The following is a 23,461-nucleotide window of genomic DNA, read 5'->3' on the forward strand; positions in this document are numbered from 1 at the left end:
TCAAATACAAGTGACTGTATATCAACATAAAAACACGATAATATATATCAAAAAACAATTCCCAAACCTACACTGAAGCCTGAGGTTTGCACACTTGCCAAATTCATTCGTTGATATTTTGCTCCGATATGTAAGTTTCGATAATAGAATCGAGGCCCAACAGAAAATGAAAATACATCGTTTCGTTTGAAATAAACATACTTTAAATCAGCATGAAGGGAAAAAGGCCTAAAGAATATTTCATTTCCTAACTCAAAAGCTAATCCCCATTGTTTCAATTCGTTACCTACATATCCTGCCCCAATTCCCCAATGAGTAGAAACCCGTTGAGTTCTAATTCGGTAGTATTCACCCGTAAGCACAAAAATATCTAATTTTTCGTCCTCAGCTTGTAGCAATTTTTCCCAAAAGTGTAAATATTGTAAATTGATGCCAAAACGCTCTCCAATACGAACCTTTGCATTAAAATCATTGGTAAAGAAGCGTCCTTTTTCTGAAAAATAGTAATTTGAGCCCTCTAATCGCCATAACACAAAGTCTTCCCAAGGAGCTTCGTACTGGTAGTCACCTTTTGAATTTCCGTAAAAAGGATACCGATTTAATGTAGCTCGACTCATACGTCCTTCGGATTCAGCTTCAGTTTCAAAAGCAATATTATATGCCAATGCCAAAGTGAGGTCATATAGGAAAGATTCAAAAAATATATCCCAAAAACTTACAGAAGAATCTCCAAATGAAGTGCTGTAACCACTACTTTGTGAGGAGCTTCCCGACTGCGTTTGCTGTGGAGTTCCTAAATTATTTTTAGCTTGTTTTATCTTACTTTGTGCTGATAATGAAAGTGATAACAAACAAAAAATTACGCTGAAAATCTTTCTCATAAGTCAGAATTAATTTGTTCTTTAATCTTCTCCCAAGTAGATGTATGGACAAGCTTTCTGAAAGTAAAATCCTTATTATCAACAACTTTCATAATATATTTACTACGCTCTTCCGACATAGGATGCGAGTTAATCCATTTCAGTGCTTTAAATTCCATATCATTAAGATTGCTTGTTAGATCGGCAAAAGGTACTGGATCTATTTGAGCATTTATGAGATATTCCACACCCAAAAGATCGGCTTCTTTTTCCATTTTTCGACTGAAAGAGGAAGAAACAAGCATTTTGCTAATTTCAGAAATTAGTGTATAGTCGCTTTGTCCTGTAAGTACAGTAAATAAGACTCCTAACCCAATTTCCTTTTTTAGCGATTGCATCACGTGATCTTTCTGAATGTGAGCCAATTCATGAGCAATGACCCCTGCTAAGGCTTCAGGATTTTCAGTTTTTTGGATCAACCCTGTATATATAACCATTTGATTATCAGGTAAAGCAAAAGCATTTACCTCAGAATTGCTGAATATGTATACGTTCAAAGAATCTTTTACAATACCGTTAGCTGTACATATTTTTGTTACAATACTATCAATAGTTTTTGAAACAAAGACATTCTCCAATTCCGAATTGTACCGTTTAAAATCAGCTAAGGTAACTTCGCCCAATTTCTCCTCAATTTTATGTAGGTACTTTGAATTGTTGGGTAGAAAATTAAACACCCTAATCCAGTTGATTTGAGCCAATAGTAACCAAGAGATAAAAAAAACACCAAAAACAGCTAAACCTCTAAAAATCAGTCTTCCTATCATTATTTTTAACTATTAGATTCGTAATATCTCCATAGAACCACCACGAAATGTGTATGCCTTTTCTAACTTTTGTTGCTGTATAAAATGTGACTACAAACTCCCAAATATTAAAAATAATAGCTGCTAAAACATAAGAAATATACAGATTAGAAACTTCATTACTTCCAAAAATAATGGAAATTGTCCACCAAAATCCAACTGTATTGACGAAAAAAACACTGAGTTGTGAAATTAAAGACTGGATACAGTGCCAACGAACAAAAAAGGTATTATTTCGGTTAGCAATATAAAAAAAGAAAGTTGAAATTAAATTTACAATCGGCAAAGGTAACCCCACAAGCAACACTACAATTGACATCAGGTAGCTATATGAAGCTCGTTCTTTTTCACTTTCCGTAAGTCTTTTATTAAAATTAGATATCTCAATCATAGTCCTTTATAAATATTCCAAATCCAGTTCAATGCCAAAAATATAAAAAGCGGAATGTAAAGATACGGATTTTTTAATAGATTTTCTGCTGTAATATATTTTTGGTACAGTGTCTGTTTTTTTGTCAAAAAGTCATAGACCAGCCATATGGGAAGAATCATCAAGGCCAGTGAAACAACAATCCCCAAAGGGTTCCACCGAAAAATCGCTTCCAAAAAATCACCTCTAAAAACGGACAGAACCGAACGAGTTGAACCACAGGAAGGACAAGGAACATCGGTGATTTGTTTTGACAAACAAACAGACACCCCAACGCTATGTTGTTCAAGAAACAAGTTAACTACTAACCAAATCCATCCAACAATAGAAAGAAGCGTTACAAAAACATACAGGTTTCTTGAGGTCAAAATCGCAATAAATTTTGTAACATTTCAAAGTTTTTATCACGAGTGGCATCCATGATCAAAAACCAATCGACAATTGTCCAAATTCCTAAACCTCCACAAGTTAAAATTTTCGCTACCCCTAAACCAACGTCTCCGATAAAAATTCGGTCAATACCACTAACTGCGGCTATTGGTGTAAGAAGTGATAATAACAACGCTGTTTGTGGATCTTTAAACTGTAAAGTTTGCAGCATAACCCACTGATTTTCATTCATTTCAGACAACTGTTTTCGGATGTAAGGAATAGCTTCACTCTTGAAGTACTTTCCATTTGATACGATAAACATATCAACTTTGTTTGCGTCTACTTTTATTTCCATTTTAAATTAATTATGAAATATTTTATTATTTTTTTACTGATTCATTGTTAATAAAAACTCCTCATTATCGCGAGTTTGTTTAATTCTATTTTCCATAAATTCCATAGCCTCCAAAGGATTCATATCGGCTAAGTATTTACGTAGAATCCACATACGTTGCAATGTTTTTTCGTCAAGTAATAAATCATCACGACGGGTTGAAGACGAAATCAGGTCGATGGCAGGGAAAATACGACGATTAGCAATACGGCGATCCAACTGCAATTCCATATTTCCTGTTCCTTTGAATTCTTCGAAAATAACCTCATCCATCTTTGATCCAGTTTCGGTTAGAGCGGTTGCAATAATTGACAGAGAACCTCCATTTTCAATATTGCGAGCTGCTCCAAAAAAACGCTTGGGTTTGTGCAAAGCATTAGCATCCACACCTCCTGTAAGCACCTTACCTGAGGCTGGTTGCACGGTATTGTATGCTCGTGCCAAACGAGTGATTGAATCTAAAAGAATAACCACATCATGTCCACATTCAACCAATCGCTTGGCTTTTTCTAAAACAATATTGGCTATTCTCACATGCTCCGAAGCCTCTTTATCAAAGGTTGAGGCGATGATTTCACCACGAACACTTCGTTGCATATCCGTAACCTCCTCCGGACGTTCATCAATGAGCAATACCATCAAGTACACCTCTGGATGATTTTTTGAAATAGCATTAGCTATATCCTTAAGTAACATCGTTTTACCTGTTTTAGGTTGAGCTACAATCATTGCTCTTTGCCCTTTTCCAATAGGAGAAAATAGATCAATAATACGCGTTGAAGGCGTACTTCCTTTATCTGCCAATTTAAATTTTTCATTGGGAAAAAGTGGAGTCAAATGCTCGAAAAGTACTCGATCACGTACAATTTGCGGATCAAGACCATTGATTTTCAAAACCTTAAGCAAAGGAAAATATTTTTCACCTTCCTTCGGAGGACGCACTTCACCCAGTACGGTATCTCCTGTTTGCAATCCAAACAATCTGATTTGTGATTGGGAGACATAAATATCATCGGGAGATGCTAAGTAGTTGTAGTCCGAAGAACGCAGAAATCCATAGCCGTCCTGCATAATATCCAAAACTCCTTCGCACTCTACGATGCTATCAAATTCAAAATCAGGTGAACGGTATCGATTTCGTTTCTCTTTATCAAAATTTTCAGAGTTGTTATTTTGTCCATTTCCATTGCGATAGGTATTCTGATTTTGCCCTGTCTTCTGCTGATTTTGAGATGTTTGTTGAGATTGATTTGTAGTATTTTGGTTATTCTTTTTCTGAAATCCTACTTTCTGGAATTGTTTATTCTCCTTATTATTAGTGGTAACATTTTCCTTAGCATCGGATTTTGGAAGTTGTTCTTTATTAGTTTTTCCGTTGTTTTGAGTATTTTCTTCTTGTATCTTTTCCTCCTTTTGAGGAACTGTTGGAGTGGTAGTCGAGGCTGAATTTGATTTCTTTTTATTTGTTACAGTCTTTCTTTGAGTTTTCTTTTGTGTCTGCTTTTTGGTTTTCACCTCATTCTTTTCGCTTTCCTGTTGTTCTTGAGAAGGGTTAGCTGCCTGATGATCAAGAATTTGGTAAATCAAATCCTCTTTGTTGAAACTGCGAAACTTAGGCACTTTCATTGCTTGAGCTATTCCCTGCAATTCAGGTAGCTTCATAGATTTTAAATCTGTAATGTCTAACATTTGAATCTTAAATTATTTAAAGAAATATGGGTTTTAATAGCTATCAAAACATTGTAGCTACTTTGGTTGTTCAGAAAAATATTATAGTATGTGTTTTGAGAAAATCTTTTTAGATAGTGTTCCTTGAAGACGAGGCAAATGTAATATTTTTTTTTGAATTGACAATTTTTAGCGTATATTTTTTCCTTGAAAAGATATAAAAGTATTTATGTACTCAGCGTTATATTCAAGTTTTTCGGATATGTGAGCTAACCTATTTTAGGCAATTCCAATGATTTTTTGATGGCATAAGTTCGAAAAGCTATAATAAAAACAATGGTTATCAAAGAAATATAATCGTGAAAAAAAGGTAGCTCTTTCAACCCCAAATACATTAAACTACCTACAACACAAGGAGTTGCATAAATTTCTTTATGAAAAATTACAGGAATATCATTACAGAGTATGTCTCGAATAACTCCACCAAAACAAGCACTCATCACTCCGATAGACACAACAATGGTCGGATGCAATTCATAGGAAAAGGAAAGTGCTATCTCTGTTCCAATAATGGTAAAAAAAGCGATACCAATAGTATCAAATAATAATAAGGATTTTCGCAAATAATGAATTTTATTTCGGAAGATAATAGCAAACAAGGTTCCTCCGAAAATCATTGCTACGTAAATAGGGGCTTGCATCCAAAAAACCGGTGTTCGACCTAATAGTACGTCTCGTAGGGTTCCCCCTCCAAGTCCAGTAACGAACGCGATGATGAAAATCCCGAACAAATCCATTTTCTTTTCGCGAGCAGCCAAAGCTCCTGAAATAGCAAATACAAAAACTCCTGCCAAATCAACAGCGTAAAATAAATCCATAGTATCAGTATTTTTACAGTTGTAAAATAGTCAAATTAGAGAAGTAAGTTTACATATATTTTATATACATAAAAAGCCGTCTTTCGACGGCTTTGAGCGGGAGACGAGGTTCGAACTCGCGACATTCAGCTTGGAAGGCTGACGCTCTACCAACTGAGCTACTCCCGCCTATCCTTTTGTTTTACGGTTGCAAAGATACGACTTTTTTTATTCCCTCCAAATTTTTAATCACTTTTTTTTGAGTTTTTTTTGAAAATATTTATAACATACTGTTTAACAACATATTAAAAATAAACTTTTTTTTTCCACATCTTAATTGAACTTACATAGAAATACTTTTTTCTATTATTTTTAGCATTGCTTGGTCAATTTTTTCAAGTAAAGGTTTTGTTTTTTCAATCGTATAATCATTATATAAGGTTTCTAAACGTTTATAGGTTACAAAAGTTTTTCCGTTGACTTCTCTAATGAGTATTTTTAAAGGTAATTCAATAGCTAATAATTGATTTTCTTGCATCAAAACGGTACCTACTTTCGGATTCCCTATAATTAAAACTGTGGTAGGAGCCAAATGTAGTGCCGATTTTTTAGCTGCTTTGCTATGATCAATCACTGAAAATATTTGTATATTCTCCGAGGTCAATCCTTTTTTGAGTAACTTTATTGTCTGCTTGAAATCATACTTACTTTCTACAGTAAACAACTTGTTATCAATCGATTGTGAAAACACACTTATCGAAAAGAGACATATAAAAAATTTAAATAGCTGCTTCATATGAATTTTAAATTTATTTTTGAACTTCCATAGGTACCCTCTCTCTGGTAATTTATTTCTACTTTTATCTGAGTGAAAAAATCTTCAAGTTATTATTAAAATTATGACTCCAACTCCAAAGCATTGCGAACCTCATCCATAACTTGGGTGTTATCAGATATAACAATCAGGGTATCATTTCCTTCAATTTGGGTAGAACCGTTAGGAGTTATGTATTTGTCTTTGCGTTTTATCATTGCTATAATGGCATTGGAAGGAAAGTCCACATCTACTATTTTTTTGTCTACCACATAGCAATCTTCTGGAATAAAAATTTCTTGCATGACCGCACGAGGATGTTCTCTCTTGATAGCATCGGCTGGGTTTTCTTCATTTTCGGCAGGTTGTTCAGATGCCAAATTGAGCCACTTGGCTACCATTGAAAGTGTTGTTCCTTGAATTAATACGGAAGTTACCGAAATAAAAAATACTATATTAAAGATGATATTTGCTTTTTCAAGACCTGCTAACATAGGATACGTGGCAAATACAATAGGTACAGCTCCTCGAAGTCCAACCCACGAAATATAAGAACGTCGTGCGAAACTCATTTTGAAAGGCAATGTTCCCAAAAACACACTTAATGGACGTGCGACTAAAATCAAGAATACAGAAATCAACAATCCAATTCCCATCAATGGAATGGTTTCAGAAGGATTAACTAATAAACCTAAGGTCAAGAACATCACAATTTGCATTAACCATGCCAATCCGTCAAACATTTTGATAACACTTCCTTTGTGGATAAAACTGTGATTACCTAAGTAAACCGCAGCTACGTAAATTGCTAAAAATCCATTACCACCAAGTGCTTCGGTTCCTGAAAAAGTAATGTACATCAAAGCTATGGCTAACACAGGATATAACCCTTCAAATCCTAAAGATATTCTGTTGAAAATAATTTTACTAAGTCTCCCAAAGATAAATCCTAAAATACCACCTAATATAATCTGCTTTAGGAAAATAAAAATTACACCTAATAAATCTTGATCAGGAATTTGTACCAAACCTAAAAAAGTAGTTGTTAAAACGTAAGCCATAGGATCGTTACTTCCGCTCTCAAACTCCAAAGTTGGACGTAAATTTTCTTTGAGTTCTAGATTTTTAGATCGTAAAATCGAAAATACAGCAGCAGCATCAGTCGATGACACAATTGAACCTAATAGCAAACTCTCAAATATAGTAAAATCAGTAACATACCACACAAAAACTCCTAAAAACACGGCGGTGAGCAGTACTCCAACTGTAGAAAGCATAATCCCTTGTCCCAAAATGGGTTGTACAGACTTCCAACGAGTCTCCAATCCTCCTGAAAACAAAATAAAATTCAGAGAAAGAATTCCAATGAATTGAGCCAATCCAGGATTATTGAACTCTATTTTCAAGATACCATCACTACCGGCAAGCATCCCAACACCTAAAAATAAAATCAAAGTAGGCACTCCGAATTTGTAAGAAGTTCGTCCTGCAACGATACTAACAAGTAGTAGTAAAGACCCGACGAGTAATATGTTTTCCGAGGTTAAATTCATAATATGTACATGGTTTTGGTGCGAAAATATGAAAAAAATTTAAGAACCAAAACTGAAAAAATAGTTTTATGCTAAAAAAAATGACTATCTTTGCATTACCCGTTGATGTCTTTTTCATAAAGAAACGTAAAAACTAAGATGTACTATTTTATATCTATCTGAAAAATAAATTGTTATGAAATTTAAATTATTCTCCTTACCAAAAAATAAAAAATACAATTACACTCCTCGCTATTATGATGGAAAAGAAAAAGGAAACATCTATGATTTAGACTCTCGTATCCGAAAAGATCGCGAAACACAGACCAATCACTTCACTGCTCAATGGCGAGATATCCGTGCTAACAGTCGAAATACCAAGAACGTAGAAATCAACAAAACTTTTCTAATTGTGTTAGCGATTTTACTATTTTTAGCATTGTATATACTTGATTTTGATCTATCTATATTTAAAAGGAGCTAATATATAAAAAAATCAGCCTGATAGGGAATAGATTAAAAAATATAGCTTGAGATATACAATCCCACAGACTACCAAGAAAACGATTCCTAAAATAAAAATGACCGATATAATTCGTTTATTACCCGATCACGTTGCCAATCAAATTGCAGCAGGAGAAGTAATTCAGCGACCTGCCTCTGCAGTGAAAGAATTACTTGAAAATGCGATTGACGCCAAGGCTACTAACATAAAACTCATCGTTAAGGATGCAGGAAAAACTCTTATCCAAGTCATTGACAATGGCATAGGAATGAGCGTAACAGATGCCCGACTTGCATTTGAACGACATGCTACCTCCAAAATTCAAAAAGCGGAAGATTTATTCCAATTGCAAACAAAAGGATTCCGAGGGGAGGCATTAGCCTCCATAGCGGCAATTGCTCATGTGGAACTTATCACTAAACGACCTACGGATGAATTAGGAACAGAACTTCGGATAGAAGGAAGCAAGATAACTTATCAAGAACCATGTGTTACAGCTGATGGCACTTCTATTTCAATGAAAAATTTGTTTTTTAACATCCCTGCTCGACGAAATTTTCTCAAATCGGACACCGTAGAATTACGACATATATTAGATGAATTTCATCGTGTAGCATTGGCTCATCCAAATATCCATTTTCACTTTTACAACAATGGGAATGAGCTATTTAACTTACCTATCACAAATTTTAGACAACGTATCGTACACCTTTTTGGTGGAAAAACAAATGAAAAATTAGTACCTATTGAGGAGGAAACCCCCATTTTGAAAATAAGCGGTTTCGTGGTGAAACCTGAGTACATAGCTAAAACGAAATCCCTGCAATTTTTAATGGTAAACAATCGTTTTGTAAAAAATAGATATCTAAATCACGCTATTACGGTGGCCTACGAAGGACTTATTAACAGCCAACAACAGGCTGAATATTTCATTCGATTGGAAGTTAACCCTTCAACCATAGACATCAATATTCACCCAACTAAAACTGAGGTAAAATTTGAGGACGAACACAGCATTTACGCTCTCCTCAAGTCGGCAGTAAAACACAGTTTAGGACAATTTAATATAGCTCCAGTACTTGATTTTAATCGAGACACGACTTTCGACATTCCTTATAGCTATAAGGATAAGGAACCTGTTTTTCCAAAAATTGAAATAGATCCTAAATTTAATCCTTTTAAAGAAGAAACTCAAAACAACCGAAATTCGGGAAATGGACAGAACTTTTCTTCGCACCCTAAAAAACAAAGCTCGTGGGAAAGTCTGTATGTAGGTATCGAATCTGATTTGAATAGCTTTGAACCACAAGTAATTGAGAGTAAACTCTTTGATGTAGAGCTATTGTCACCGCAAATAGGAAAAAATATACTGTCAATAGGAAAGAAATACCTTGTAACAACGTTGCATAATGAACTAATTATCGTTAATATAAACCGAGCACATCAGCGGATTTTGTATGAAGATTTTCTGAAAACCTTAAAATCAACAAGTACAGCAAGTCAACAACTAATGTTCCCTCTGGAATTATCTTTTTCAAAGGAGGAACTTGATGTGGTCAAAAGATTAAAAGAATTATTTGAAAATATTGGTTTTATTATTGATATTCAAGAAGATAAAATACAAATAAATGGAGTTCCTCTACATATTTCGGACAGCGATATTCCCTACGTATTTCAAGAACTCATTCAGCAACACATTGAAAACCTACCTACAAACGAAAACTCTCAAAAAGAGGCTTTTGCACAAAGTCTTAGCCGTAGTTTAGCCATAAAAACAGGACAAAACCTAACGGAACAGGAGCAAGAAACTTTGTTAAATAATTTGTTTGCTTGTAAAGAAAGTTTAATTTCGCCACTTGGAAAGCGAGTGTATAGCCATCTTTCACTTAATGAAATTGATAAATATTTTTAATCTATAATATATTTCATGGAACGTATCACACAAATAATCAAACACTTAATAATCATAAATGTTATTGTATTTTTCATTGCCGAATACAATTTGATTCCCAACATAAATCTCACAGAAAATGCTGCGATCTACTTTTTTGAAAATCCTAATTTCAAATGGTGGCAGTATATAACATATATGTTCATGCACGGCGGACTAATGCACTTATTTTTCAATATGTATGCACTTTGGGCATTTGGCAGTCCGTTAGAAAAGATTTGGGGACAACAAAAATTTTTGTTTTTCTATTTCTCGTGTGGCGTAGGTTCAGCGTTAATACATTCAGGAGTGAATTACTACTATTTTCAGGAAGGATTACAAGCCTTAGCTGATAATGGTTTTACGCCCGAAATGGTGAAAAGTGTATTAGCCGAAGGCAAGTACAACACAGCTTGGGAGCATATTATTCCTAAAAGTACGTTTAACGATATGATGAGTTCCTATTTTACACCAGCTGTGGGAGCTTCAGGAGCAATTTACGGGATTTTAGTCGCCTTTGGGATGATGTTCCCTGATGCCAAACTCATGATGATTTTCATTCCGTATCCGATAAAAGCTAAATATTTCATTCCTATTTTGGTGGGAATAGATTTATTCTCAGGTGTTACAGGATTCTCTATTTTTGGTGGTAATATCGCACATTTCGCACATGTTGGAGGTGCGTTGATTGGATTTTTAATGATGTGGTATTGGAAAAAGAATTCCTTTGATGCCAATGGATGGAAACGATAGCATAATAATAGCCTCTGTTTAACCTATCAATAGCAATACATAAAAGTTTTTGAAGACTTTTTATAACATCACCAAGGTCAAACAGAGGCTTTTTATTTGAATGAAATTTTCAACTTCTTCTTATATACCCCCTACAATTTTTCCAAATGAATTACTTTTTATAAATAAACTTTCCTACATCAATAACTTCTTTATTATTAGTAAGCCGAATGACAACTTCTTGTTTTTTCTGATTTCTGGAACCATAATTGGTGAAAAATTCTAAACGAAGACTTACTGGGAACAATTGTTTTTGTGAATAATTTCCGTAATATTGTACCTGAATTTCATATTGACCATCAATTGCTTTTCTTATCATAAATTCCTCTGGTCCATAGCCTCCTGTAAAATCATTTGATATTTTCCCTCCATACTCCGTCAGGTCGTTTGAATAATAGCATTTTTCTTTTTTAGGGTCGGTTACCCATAAATCCATATCGGAACTATCTGTATCCCAAGTAAGTACAACACGTACATCAACTGGTTCATTTTTCAGTAATCGCTTGTCTATAAAGGACGTTTTTACATTTTTTTGCGTATTAACAATGTTATTAATTTCGTTCATTGCAATAAGTTCGATACCATAAAAACGACTATTCCATACTTCGGTAACAACTTTATAAAGCGTTTCAACAGCTTTATTATACTGTTTATCTTGAGCCAATGCCAAACCTAAATCACGGAACGATTGAGGCTCTTCTTCTCTCATTTTCAGTACTTTTTGAAATATCAATATGGCCAATTTTGGATTTTTGTACTCTAATAATTTATATCCCAAAACTCGCAAAATTTGAGCTTCTTCTAAGTTGAGTTCCGCTAAGTTTGAAAGTATCAAAGTTGCAGTTTCGCTTTTTCCTTTTTTGAAGAAATAATCGGCAACGTCGACGTAAAAAGCGGGTGTTTTACCATATTCTTGCTTTAATTTCAAGTAAGTTTCATAGGATTTCCTTTCGTCTGTATATTCTAATACTTTTTGATAAGGCGTATCAGGATTCCAACTATTTAACTGAATATCAATATTTTTATTTTGACTAACGCTTGTTTTTTCAGCCATTTTTTTGCTTCCTGCACCGGTCATCGCAACCATCTCTTTCATTTCGGACGCTACTTCGGCTTCTTCCATAAAAGCTATTTCTTCTACTGCCACTTCTCTCCTATCTGAATGAGTCGCAGATATTACCACAACTTCCTCAATTGCAGATGCAGGTGGCGATGGGGGTGGAATCTCTCCCTTTCCGTTTTTTTCCTCAACACTAATTGGAAAACTCGTGTTCCACCACTCACTTTGGGCTTTTGACATCGCAATAACCTCCTCAATTTTGTCTTTTTTCTGAGATTTTTTGCGATTTTCTTCCTCCTTAACGTATTTATCTTCCTTAGCAATGGCTTCAAAATACTCTTTTTGTAGTTCTGTTGGAGGAACGATTCTATTGGCAACATAATCCGATAAAAGTTCCAAAACAATGAGCGATGTTCCTTCAGTTACAATACCAAACTCTTTCCCAACGGCATCTATTTTATCCTGATTTTCAGCTTCTGACCTCATTTGTGCGATTTTCTTCCCTGCCCAAAAACGTTCTAACTGCTTAAATTCTTTTTCGGAAGAATCCATATTTTTCTGAATGGTAACTATTTTACTTTCAGTGATTTTATTTCCATATCCGAAAGAAAACTCCAACTCTGCTTTATCCGATTGCAATTGCCCTGCAAATGAAAAATAGTTCTCTGTGATTGGACTTCCTACTTGTGGATATACATCCGACACTTTTCCTGACTTCACTTTTGCCTCAATCAAACGAAATGTTGGTTTTAGTAATTTTTCCAAAGAATTTTCAACTGTTTGTTGTGATAAATTGATAAAATTTCCACCTGTCTGATTGCTTATATATTGCATTTTATCAGTATTTGCTACTGATTTTGAATTGATTACATACACAGGTTTTTGGATAATGGCAGTCAATAATTTCAAATCTTTTTCCTCTCCAAAATTGAAAATTCCGTCCGTAAACACTAAATATTCATCACTAGAATCCTTGATTTCCAATGGATTAACATAAGTAGCTCCATCATAAGTTTGTTTTTTCAAATAAGAATTTAACGCTGACCAATCTCCATTTTTAATACTAAATTTTTTAGGAACATTAGCACGAATATTAAATGTAATTAGCTCAACATCAACATTTTTTATGGTTTTAAAATAGACATCTAACAATTGATATTCCTTATCAAAATCACGTTCCTCACTTGAAGCCGAAATATCCCAAAGCAATCCAATCTTTTTGGGAAACGATTTGTTGTTAATTATCTCTTTTTCAGGTAAAATACTTCCATAAAAGTACGTTTTTTGGTTTTCTGTAGAAGCAAAAATCTGCTGTTTTTCTATTTTTGGAAATATTAAAGTGATGTTTTTATTAAGCCTATAATCCGTTTTTGTCAATTCTGAAATATACGAATTTCGCCATTTTTTGAATGATAATTCCACACTATCGTCTTCTGTTTTTACTTCTCTTGACACAATTTCAGCTTTCAAACTGAATTTTTTTAGCGTAAAATCTCCTTTTATGGGTAGAAAATAGAAATCTTTTCCATTTCTATGACTTAATTCTTGTTCAAAAGCAATCAAAATACGTCGAGAACCCTTTGCAGGTATAGGATAAACACGTGCTTTGAAATTGTTTCCTTCAGTTTTCTCTAATAAACCAGGGTCAACTCCTCTCCTTACAATGTTTTCAAAGGCCACACGTCCTTGTTTTTTATCCACTACCACGCCTTCACGTAACTTTCCGTCGATGTCTAATGCAAAACGAGAAACCACTTGTCCTGCTCCGAGAGGAAACTCAAATTCACCTTCCATCACCCGATCGTTAGGATTATAGAACACCATTTCCATAGTGGTAATCGCTGTTTGCCCTACAACGTAAATGTCAGTGTGCAACTCTTGCAATTCCATAGGATTTGCATTTTGCTGACTTGCAATTTTCATTTTAGGAAGCATCGATTGTGCATGAGAAACTACACTCATCAAAATGCTAACACCGGAAAAAAGATATTTGTACTTCATAGCATTATATTTACAATTTTTAAACATTTTGAAGAGGTCAAATACTGTGCCAAGAGGCTAAGTTAATTACGAATTTTAAATTACGAATTACGAAATTTAAATCCCGTAATTCGTAATTAACTTATTATCCTTCTAAATTTAACACTTAAAGAAATGTTAATAAATTGACAGTTCAGGTACGATTTTCGACCGTTCATGCATAAAACAGGATTTTAGGTTCAATATTTTAACATTTAACAAACGTTAACAATTGTAGTTATTTACCAAATTCTGTTATTTTGTTGTGCGATTTGAAACAGAAACTGATGATTAACATACTCAAAAAACTATAAAACATAAGGAAATATTTTTAAAATAGTAAATCAAATTTGATAGTTATGAATACAAAGATTGGAAAATGGGTAGTGACCAGTGTGGTTGCTTTAGTTTTACTTTTGGCTTGTATTAAAGAAGAGCCTATCATTCACGTAACGAGTGTTACGTTAGAGAAAAATGAATTGGAATTGACGGAAGGGGACAACCACAAACTGTCAGTAATAGTTCTTCCTGAAGATGCTACCAACGCAAGCGTCAGCTGGGAAAGTAGCAACACCGATGTAGCTACAGTTGATGCCAAAGGGCTGATTACAGCATTGAAACCAGGTACGGTTGAAATCACAGTAACTACCGAAGATGGAGAAAAAACCGCCGTATGTAAGGTAACCATCGCCCCACGGTTTATCCATGTAATTTCGGTGAGTATTTCCCCTGAAAAACTAACTCTAATTGAGGGTGACACACACTCTTTAACCACTACGATATTACCCGCTGAGGCTACTAACCCAAAAGTTATGTGGAATTCTGCGGATAGCACGATTGCTACGGTAAATGAAATGGGAGAGCTAACGGCTCTTAAGGCGGGAGTCGTGACCATTACGGCAACCAGCGAAGATGGAGGGAAAAGAGCTCTCTGTGAGGTTACTGTTGAGGCAAAAATTATTGAAGTGGAAAGCGTACGCCTATCGGAAGAGCAAATTACGTTAGTGGAAGGAAATACCTATTCTTTAACAGCCACCGTACTGCCTGCCGATGCTACCAACAAAAACATTCATTGGACAAGTGAAAATGAAGCTGTCGTTACCATAAACGAAGGAGGATTCCTAACCGCCCATAAAGCAGGTACAGCTACCGTAGTGGTTACTACCGAAAGTGGGAAAAAGACCGCCATTTGCCGAGTGACCGTCGAAACAAAAGTCATTGCTGTAGAGAGCGTAAGCCTATCGGAAGAGCAAATTACGTTGGTGGAGGGCAACACCCACAGTTTAACCGCTACGGTTTTGCCTGCCAATGCTACCAATAAAAAAGTAACTTGGACAAGTGCTAATACCGCTATTGCTACCGTGGACGATTTGGGGAAAGTAACAGGTGTAGCTTCAGGAACGGTATACATTACAGCTACTACCGAAGATAGCAAGAAAACAGCCTCTTGTAAGGTAACCGTATCCAAAAAAGTGATTACAGTAGCCTACGTAAGTTTGGACAATGAAACTATCACCTTATTAGAGGGTGACACCAAAACTTTGGTTGCTACCGTATCACCTACCAATGCAACCAACAAAAAAATAACTTGGACAACTACTGATAAAACCATTGCTACGGTAGATGCAAATGGAAAGGTAACGGCTATTACAGCAGGAGTAGTTAGCATTACGGCTACAACAGAAGATGGCGGAAAAAAAGCATCGTGCAGAGTAACTGTAGAAAAAAACATAGTAGCTGTAACAAACGTAAGCATACAGCCAGAAAGCATTGTCTTAGCGATAGGAAACCAACGTCAATTATCTGCTACGGTATCCCCTACGAATGCAACCAACAAAAAAGTAACTTGGACGAGTGCTGACCCTTCCATTGCTACGGTGACTGCCAACGGAAAAGTAACGGGCCTTGCTTCAGGAACAGTATACATCACAGCTACTACCGAAGATGGAGGAAAAAAAGCATCTTGTAAAGTAACTGTAGAATCCGTAATAGCTGTAACAAATGTAAGCATACAACCCGAAACTATTACCTTGCCAGTAGGAGACGAACTCCAATTGACTGCAACGGTATCCCCCACGAATGCAACCAATAAAAAAGTAACTTGGACAACTGCCAACGCAGGAATAGCCAAAGTGGATAATCACGGAAAAGTAACGGGAGTAGCTTCGGGAACAGTATATATCACAGCTACTACCGAAGATGGTGGGAAAACTGCTACTTGTAAAGTAAGCGTAACGACTCCTATAATTCAGGTAACAAGCATAAACATACAACCCGGAACCGCTACAGTAACTGTGGGTGGAGAACAACAGCTAACGGCTAATGTGTTACCTACAAACGCCACTAACAAAACCGTAACGTGGACAAGTGGAAACACCTCCATTGCTACTGTTAGTTCCAGCGGAAAAGTAACGGGCGTTGCTTCTGGAACTGTTTATATTACAGCTACTACCGAAGATGGTTCTAAAACAGCCACCTGTAAAGTAACGGTGACAGCTTCCTCGGTGATACCCGACGGAGCACGTATTAGCGGAAATGTATTAACAGGATGGGATTGCACAAAAATCCCTGCTGATGGGAAAGTGATTATTCCTGCTAACGTGACTATAATAGGCAGTAGAGCCTTTGCACAATGTAAAAGACTAAAAGAAGTAGTAATTCATGGAAATGTGAACATGATTGGAGAAGAGGCTTTTCAAAACTGTACGGCATTAAACAAAGTAACCATAGCCGAGGGAATGAAACGTATTGAAACGTCTGCTTTTGAAGGTTGCTCATCGTTGCAATCCATTGTTTTACCAGCAACTTTAGAAAACATAGGCCCAAGACTATTTGCAGATACCCCATCATTGGTTTCAATTACGGTGAAAGCTCCTACCCCACCTCGAACTCATGCTCTATATAGTTTATCACTTTTTGGACACGGTAACAAAAATCCGTTTATTTATGTGCCACAAGCCTATGTAGACACCTATAAAAACGACCCTAATTGGTTTTGGAGCGAATACCGAGATAGAATATTTCCTATACCTACAGGAGGGGGTAGTACGATTGTGCAAGTAACCGCTGTTGAGTTATCAGAAAGCAACTTAACTTTAAGCCTTGGAGACACCCATAATTTATCAGCAAACGTGTTGCCTACAAATGCCACTAACAAAGCCGTAACGTGGACAAGCGGAAACACCTCCATTGCTACTGTGGATGCCAATGGAAAAGTAACCGCTGTAGGAACAGGAACCGCCTACATCACTGCAACCTCTACCGATGGAGGGAAAACAGCCACTTGCGTTGTAAAAGTAACCGACGAAGAAACCCTAAAAATGGTACTAAAAACAACCGCAAATAGCCTTAAATTGGTTATCAATGCTGACCCTCAAGACCAAAACGGTGTTTGGATAGACCTAAACAACAACGGACAAAAAGACACGGGAGAAAATGTAACAAGTTTTTCTAATAATTTGTACGGAACATCAACTAATTACGTAATAAATAATCAAGTAACATCAGAAAAAACAGTAACGATTTATGGGAAAGTAACCTCTTTGAGATGCAATTTTTGTGGACTTACAAGTTTAGATGTCTCTAAAAACAAAAGCCTAGTTTACCTTGTCTGCGATTATAATCAATTAACCAATTTGGATGTTAGTGAGAATACTAACTTAGTTTTTCTCAATTGTTTCGAAAATCAGCTAACAAAATTGGATATTTCCAAAAATACTGATTTAGTTTATTTTTATTGTAATAAGAATCAACTGACAAGTTTGGACATCTCCAAAAACATGAACTTAAAAACATTCTTCTGTTCCAATAATAAACTAACTGATTTGGATATCTCCAAAAATACAAATTTAGAAGGATTCGATTGTTCTCATAATCAGTTAACAAGTTTAGATATTAGTAAAAACATTAATATGAAGTCTTTAAGATGTATTGACAATCAACTGACAAGCTTAGATATTAGTAAAAATACAAAATTAAATCATATTACTATCATAAACAACAACCTAACCCCTGCAAGCAAACAAAAAATCGTAGATGATTTGCCCACACGCTCAGCATCTGAAGAAGCAAAATTTAACAATTACAACTATCAAGACTTTTCTCAAAGTCAACTTAATGCTATTAGAGCAAAAGGCTGGACGGTGGTTAATTAATTACGAATGAAAAATTACGAATTACGAAGTTAATTACGAAGTACGATAGTTAATTACGAATGAAAAATTACGAATTACGGGGGCGAGGCTTTTCCGTAATTCGTAATTTGTAATTCGTAATTTGTAATTCGTAATTCGTAATTTGTAATTTCGTAAAACGAATAGCGAGTTTATAGAAAATTTATCAATGCCAGTTCATAACTTTTCAAACCCAAACCTAATATAACTCCCTTAGCCACAGGCGAAATATAGGATTTATGACGAAAAGTTTCACGTGCATAGGTGTTGGAAATATGCACTTCTAATACAGGGGTGGTGACTGCTTTGATAGCATCGGCAATAGCAATAGACGTATGCGTATAAGCCCCTGCATTGAGGATTATTCCGTCATATTCAAAGCCTATTTCATGAATTTTATCAATGAGTTTTCCTTCTATATTGCTCTGATAATAAGTCAGTTGCACGGAAGGATATTTCTTTTGCAACTTTTCAAAAAATTGTTCAAAAGTTTCATTTCCGTAGATTTCAGGCTCTCTTTTTCCTAATAAATTCAGATTAGGCCCATTGATGATTGCTATTTTCATAATATGTTGATTATATAGAAAGGCTACCTGTTCAGATAGCCTTTCAATTTCATTTAGTAACTTAACTAACTCGGAACTACAATCCACTCTCCTTTTTCAATGAGGGGAATAGCTTGTTTATATTTCATTTCTTTACGTTCACCGGTACGAATATTTTGTACCATAATACGCTCGTTTCTATTGATTTTAGGTTGTTCACGTACGATGGTTTCCACCACTTGCGAACGTCTTGACACAGCCTGTCCAGCTTCACGCTGTTGATTTGCCACCTCATCGCCAACTTCTTCACGCGATGTTCGGTAATTTTCAGGCTGACGTTGTACTCGTTGTTCCTCTTGAATTGGTGTATTCTGCGTAGGCAATTCGGCACGGAACAGAAATGAAATAATTTCCTTATTTACTTTATCTATCATTGAACTAAAAAGCTCGAAAGCCTCAAATTTATAGATAAGTAACGGATCTTTCTGCTCATGCACAGCCAATTGTACCGACTGTTTAAGTTCATCCATACGACGTAAATGCGTTTTCCATTCCTCATCAATGATAGCTAAAGTAATATTTTTTTCAAAATCACTGATTAATTTCTTGCCATTACTTTCGTAAGCCTCCTTCAAATCGGTAACGATGTTCATAGCCTTTTGTCCGTCCGTGAATGGCACTACGATACGTTCATAGGTATTCGATGGATTTTCGTAAACACTTTTTATCACAGGGAAAGCGGTTTCGGCACTGCGTTCTGTCTTTTCTTGATAGTGAATCAATACTTCTTTGTAAAGTGTATTAATCAAATCATTAACAGACGATTTTCCGAATTCAGATTCGGTAATTTGAGATTTCAAAGAGAAAAATCGAATAAGTTCGTATTCAAAATTTTTGAAATTATTTCCTCCTTTATTTTGCTCTACAATAACTTTACAAGTATCATAAATCATATTCGCCAAGTCCACTTTAAGGCGTTCTCCCTCCAAAGCGTGACGACGGCGTTTGTAGATTACCTCACGTTGTGCATTCATCACATCGTCATATTCAAGCAAACGCTTACGAATACCAAAATTGTTTTCCTCTACTTTCTTTTGTGCTGCTTCGATACGCTTAGTCATTAACGAATGCTCAATCACATCACCTTCTTTATGTCCTAATTTATCCATAAATTTAGCAATGCGTTCCGAACCAAACAAACGCATCAAATTATCCTCTAATGACACGAAAAACAAAGAACTTCCAGGGTCTCCTTGACGTCCCGAACGACCGCGAAGCTGTCTATCCACACGACGTGAATCGTGGCGTTCTGTACCGATAATTGCCAAACCTCCTGCAGCCTTTACCTCTGGAGTTAACTTAATATCAGTTCCTCGACCTGCCATGTTGGTTGCAATAGTCACCACCCCAGGCTGTCCAGCTTCTGCTACAATTTCAGCCTCTTTTTTATGCAACTTAGCATTCAAAACATTATGCTTGATTTTACGCATGGTAAGCATACGGCTCAAAAGTTCTGAAACCTCTACCGAAGTAGTACCAATAAGTACAGGACGACCTGCTTCTGAAATACGCGCAACTTCCTCAATTACAGCATTATATTTTTCACGTTTGGTCTTATAAATCAAATCATTTTTATCCTTACGAGCAATAGGTCTGTTGGTAGGGATTTCCATTACATCTAATTTATAAATCTCCCAAAATTCCCCAGCTTCCGTAATTGCAGTACCCGTCATTCCCGATAGCTTGTTGTACATACGGAAATAATTCTGTAAGGTAATGGTAGCATACGTTTGCGTTGCAGCCTCAATTTTTACGTTCTCTTTTGCTTCAATAGCTTGGTGCAACCCGTCGGAATAACGGCGACCATCCATAATACGCCCTGTTTGTTCATCAACAATCAATACTTTGTTGTCAATTACCACATATTCAACGTCTTTTTCAAATAACGTGTAGGCTTTCAATAACTGATTCAATGAGTGAATACGCTCACTTTTTATATTGAAATCTTGAAATAATTTTTCCTTTAAGGCTGCCTCTTCCTCAATAGGCAAACCTTGTTTTTCTATTTTTGCTATTTCAATGCTAATGTCGGGCAGTACAAAGAAATTCTTATCCCCATCAAAAGAAATATCAGCAAAACCTTTATCGGTAAGCTCTATTTGATTATTTTTTTCATCAATCACGAAATACAATTCCTCATCTACTTTTGGCATTTCGCGATTATTATCCTGCATATAGAAGTTTTCGGTTTTTTGAAGTAATTGCTTAACTCCTTCTTCACTCAAAAACTTAATAAGTGCTTTATTTTTGGGCAATCCTCGATACACACGAAGCAATAGAAAACCTCCCTCTTTGGTGTTTCCTTCCGCAATGAGCTTACGGGCGTCGGCAAGAACCTTTGTCAAATACTGACGTTGTTTCGACACCAAATCCGACACTAGGGGTTTCAATTCGTTAAACTCGTGCAACTCTCCTTTAGGCGTTGGCCCTGATATAATTAACGGAGTACGAGCATCATCTACTAACACCGAATCTACCTCATCGACAATTGCATAATTATGAACTCGTTGCACCAAATCTTCCGATGTATGTGCCATATTATCACGCAAGTAATCAAAACCAAATTCGTTATTAGTTCCGTAGGTGATGTCGGCATTATAGGCATTACGACGCTCCTGTGAATTAGGTCGATGATTGTCAATACAATCCACACGCATTCCATGGAACTCAAAAAGTGGCCCCATCCAAGCACTATCTCTACGTGCCAAATAATCGTTCACGGTTACCAAGTGTACTCCATTTCCCGTTAAAGCGTTCAAATAGACCGGTAAAGTAGCTACGAGAGTTTTTCCCTCTCCTGTTTGCATTTCTGCAATTTTTCCTTGATGCAGAGCAATCCCTCCGATAAGCTGTACGTCATAATGCACCATATCCCAGGTAACTTGCTTACCTGCCGCATCCCAAGAGTTTTGCCAAACAGCATTATCACCTTCGATTGTTACGTAGGATTTAGTAGCCGAAAGTTCCCTGTCATAAGGGGTCGCCGTAACCGTAAGAGTAGGGTTACCTGCCAAACGCCGTGCAGTTTCTTTAACTACAGCGAAAGCCTCAGGCAAAATCTCATCCAAAGTCTTTTCTGAAATTTCATAGGCCTCTGCATTTAAACTGTCAATTTCGGTATATAGATCTTCTTTTTCATCTATATCATCCGTTTGATTTGCTTTCTGTTGTAAATCAAATATTTTAGCATCAAATTCAGCTCGAGCGTCACGAATTTTTTGTTTAAATTCAATCGTTTTAGCACGTAATTCATCGTTAGAAATAGCTTCCAACTGTTGTGCATATGTTTTTATTTTTTCTACAATAGGCTGAATAGACTTTAAATCTCTTTTTGCTTTATCACCTACAAAAATTTTAATCAGTGAATTTACAATACTCATTTCTAATATGTTATTTTAGTGGTTAGAGTTAGTAGGCCTTTCTAATAAAATGCTTAATACTAACATCTTAAATATTTTATATAATTATAAAGGTTCATCTGTTTTGAGCAAGGATTCAGAACGCTTTTACAAGGCAACAAATATACCAATAGTTTTAAAACTGACAAAAAGTCAATAAACAAAAAAAGCCTCTTCTTTCAAAAAAGAGACTTCTTTCTATTGTCAAATTCCATTAATACTCGTCTTCATTCCACAGATAGTCCTCCTCAGATGGGTAATCAGGCCATATCTCTTCGATAGACTCGTACATATCCCCTTCATCTTCAAGCGATTGAAGATTTTCTACAACTTCCATAGGAGCTCCTGTTCTAATTGCATAGTCAATCAACTCGTCTTTAGTTGCAGGCCAAGGTGCATCGCTTAAGTAAGATGCCAATTCTAACGTCCAATACATAGCTTAATAGGTATTTTAAAATTTCTGCAAAAGTAAATTTTATTTTTAACTATGCAAATATTTTTTATTTTTTTTGTTGTTAAATTTTACATAAATAAAAAAGCTATCTAGAAATAGACAGCTTTTTGGGATATGGAAATTTACTCAAATTTACAATACGGCTACGCAAGAGATTTCGACCTCTACATATTTAGGAAGGTTTGCCACTTGCACTGTTTCACGTGCTGGAGCTGTTTTTTCGTCAAAATATTTTCCGTAAATAGCATTTACTTGTCCGAATTGCTCCATATCGCTAAGGAAAATGGTTGTCTTTACCACGTTTTCAAACGTGGCTCCTGCTTGTTCTAAAACCGCTTTTAGGTTTTCCATCACTTGAGTGGTTGCTGCTTCAATGCCTTTAACGACTTCATTAGTTTTTGGATTTACAGGAATTTGTCCTGAAACATACAATGTGTTTCCTGCCAAAATCGCTTGATTATAAGGCCCAATCGGTGCGGGTGCATTTTCTGTAAAAATTATTTGTTTCATATTTATAAATATTTAAAATGTTGTTGTTTTTCTGGTCGTGTTGTAAAAAGTATGATGGAAGTTCTGACTGTCAGGCTGAGCGAAGTCGAAGCCTCATCATTACAGGGCTTCGACTTCGCTCAGCCTGACAGAAATATCCTCTTTTTTTAAGATATCATACTTTTTACATCACTTCCGTTTTTCTAAACGATATACGATTGAATTTTCCGAAAGTTTTTCGCCT

The 23,461-nt window shown here is 35.8% G+C and carries 18 protein-coding genes and 1 tRNA gene; 4 read left to right on the plus strand and 15 right to left on the minus strand.

What is annotated here, in order from left to right; all coding sequences use genetic code 11:
* Positions 1 to 47 precede the first annotated feature (47 nt).
* The 10 genes from CGC52_RS00935 to CGC52_RS00980 form a co-directional block, all read right to left on the minus strand.
* A complete protein-coding gene (locus CGC52_RS00935; protein ID WP_095893173.1) occupies positions 48 to 881 on the minus strand; it encodes a hypothetical protein in 834 nt (277 codons plus the stop codon).
* Positions 878 to 1,687: a M48 family metallopeptidase gene (locus CGC52_RS00940; RefSeq protein WP_095893174.1), complete on the minus strand. Its 810-nt coding sequence runs from the start codon at positions 1,685 to 1,687 to the stop codon at positions 878 to 880. Before CGC52_RS00940 ends, CGC52_RS00935 begins: the two co-directional genes overlap by 4 nt.
* Positions 1,665 to 2,117, minus strand: a complete 453-nt coding sequence (locus tag CGC52_RS00945; RefSeq protein ID WP_042008152.1) for a hypothetical protein — start codon at positions 2,115 to 2,117, stop codon at positions 1,665 to 1,667. The genes CGC52_RS00940 and CGC52_RS00945 overlap by 23 nt, the downstream gene beginning before the upstream one ends.
* The gene (locus CGC52_RS00950) at positions 2,114 to 2,524 is read right to left on the minus strand and encodes a DUF2752 domain-containing protein (RefSeq protein ID WP_042008154.1); all 411 of its coding nucleotides are present in this window, start codon (positions 2,522 to 2,524) and stop codon (positions 2,114 to 2,116) included. Before CGC52_RS00950 ends, CGC52_RS00945 begins: the two co-directional genes overlap by 4 nt.
* Positions 2,521 to 2,883 carry a TM2 domain-containing protein gene (locus CGC52_RS00955; protein WP_042008156.1) on the minus strand — a complete coding sequence of 121 codons (363 nt, stop codon included), beginning with the start codon at positions 2,881 to 2,883 and terminating at the stop codon, positions 2,521 to 2,523. The genes CGC52_RS00950 and CGC52_RS00955 overlap by 4 nt, the downstream gene beginning before the upstream one ends.
* A gap of 33 nt (positions 2,884 to 2,916) precedes the next feature.
* Complete coding sequence (gene rho / locus CGC52_RS00960; protein WP_042008158.1) at positions 2,917 to 4,611, minus strand: transcription termination factor Rho; 1,695 nt, start codon at positions 4,609 to 4,611, stop codon at positions 2,917 to 2,919.
* Between the two features lie 248 nt (positions 4,612 to 4,859).
* Positions 4,860 to 5,468 (minus strand): trimeric intracellular cation channel family protein, encoded by a 609-nt coding sequence (locus CGC52_RS00965; protein ID WP_095893175.1) that lies wholly within the window; start codon positions 5,466 to 5,468, stop codon positions 4,860 to 4,862.
* Positions 5,469 to 5,563: 95 nt separating this feature from the next.
* Positions 5,564 to 5,636: transfer RNA gene (locus CGC52_RS00970), tRNA-Gly, on the minus strand.
* 154 nt (positions 5,637 to 5,790) lie between these two features.
* A complete protein-coding gene (locus tag CGC52_RS00975; RefSeq protein ID WP_157909090.1) occupies positions 5,791 to 6,198 on the minus strand; it encodes a DUF302 domain-containing protein in 408 nt (135 codons plus the stop codon).
* Positions 6,199 to 6,344: 146 nt separating this feature from the next.
* On the minus strand, positions 6,345 to 7,814 hold the full coding sequence (locus tag CGC52_RS00980; RefSeq protein WP_042008163.1) for a potassium/proton antiporter: 1,470 nt from the start codon (positions 7,812 to 7,814) through the stop codon (positions 6,345 to 6,347).
* 175 nt (positions 7,815 to 7,989) lie between these two features.
* Here CGC52_RS00980 and CGC52_RS00985 point away from each other — a divergent pair, with 175 nt between their 5' ends.
* The 3 genes from CGC52_RS00985 (at position 7,990) to CGC52_RS00995 (ending at position 10,981) form a co-directional block, all read left to right on the plus strand.
* Positions 7,990 to 8,277: a hypothetical protein gene (locus tag CGC52_RS00985; protein ID WP_095893177.1), complete on the plus strand. Its 288-nt coding sequence runs from the start codon at positions 7,990 to 7,992 to the stop codon at positions 8,275 to 8,277.
* A 97-nt stretch (positions 8,278 to 8,374) separates the two neighbouring features.
* Positions 8,375 to 10,210, plus strand: a complete 1,836-nt coding sequence (gene mutL / locus CGC52_RS00990; protein ID WP_095893178.1) for a DNA mismatch repair endonuclease MutL — start codon at positions 8,375 to 8,377, stop codon at positions 10,208 to 10,210.
* Between the two features lie 15 nt (positions 10,211 to 10,225).
* The gene (locus tag CGC52_RS00995; protein ID WP_095893179.1) at positions 10,226 to 10,981 is read left to right on the plus strand and encodes a rhomboid family intramembrane serine protease; all 756 of its coding nucleotides are present in this window, start codon (positions 10,226 to 10,228) and stop codon (positions 10,979 to 10,981) included.
* A gap of 151 nt (positions 10,982 to 11,132) precedes the next feature.
* On the opposite strand, the gene CGC52_RS01000 is transcribed toward CGC52_RS00995, so the two are convergent.
* Positions 11,133 to 14,081, minus strand: coding sequence for a VIT domain-containing protein (locus CGC52_RS01000; RefSeq protein ID WP_095894412.1), 2,949 nt, complete (start codon positions 14,079 to 14,081; stop codon positions 11,133 to 11,135).
* Positions 14,082 to 14,458: 377 nt separating this feature from the next.
* On the opposite strand from CGC52_RS01000, the gene CGC52_RS01005 reads away from it, so the two are divergent.
* On the plus strand, positions 14,459 to 18,253 hold the full coding sequence (locus tag CGC52_RS01005) for an Ig-like domain-containing protein (RefSeq protein ID WP_095893180.1): 3,795 nt from the start codon (positions 14,459 to 14,461) through the stop codon (positions 18,251 to 18,253).
* A 170-nt stretch (positions 18,254 to 18,423) separates the two neighbouring features.
* Here the strand turns inward: CGC52_RS01005 and aroQ are convergent, their stop codons facing one another.
* The 4 genes from aroQ to CGC52_RS01025 form a co-directional block, all read right to left on the minus strand.
* Positions 18,424 to 18,837 carry a type II 3-dehydroquinate dehydratase gene (aroQ, locus tag CGC52_RS01010; RefSeq protein ID WP_095893181.1) on the minus strand — a complete coding sequence of 138 codons (414 nt, stop codon included), beginning with the start codon at positions 18,835 to 18,837 and terminating at the stop codon, positions 18,424 to 18,426.
* 65 nt (positions 18,838 to 18,902) lie between these two features.
* The gene (secA, locus tag CGC52_RS01015; protein WP_042010480.1) at positions 18,903 to 22,256 is read right to left on the minus strand and encodes a preprotein translocase subunit SecA; all 3,354 of its coding nucleotides are present in this window, start codon (positions 22,254 to 22,256) and stop codon (positions 18,903 to 18,905) included.
* A 232-nt stretch (positions 22,257 to 22,488) separates the two neighbouring features.
* On the minus strand, positions 22,489 to 22,710 hold the full coding sequence (locus CGC52_RS01020; RefSeq protein WP_042010477.1) for a DUF2795 domain-containing protein: 222 nt from the start codon (positions 22,708 to 22,710) through the stop codon (positions 22,489 to 22,491).
* Between the two features lie 150 nt (positions 22,711 to 22,860).
* Positions 22,861 to 23,238, minus strand: a complete 378-nt coding sequence (locus tag CGC52_RS01025) for a RidA family protein (protein WP_042010475.1) — start codon at positions 23,236 to 23,238, stop codon at positions 22,861 to 22,863.
* Positions 23,239 to 23,461 lie beyond the last annotated feature (223 nt).

This window comes from Capnocytophaga sp. H2931 (assembly GCF_002302535.1).
Lineage (GTDB): Bacteria > Bacteroidota > Bacteroidia > Flavobacteriales > Flavobacteriaceae > Capnocytophaga > Capnocytophaga canis.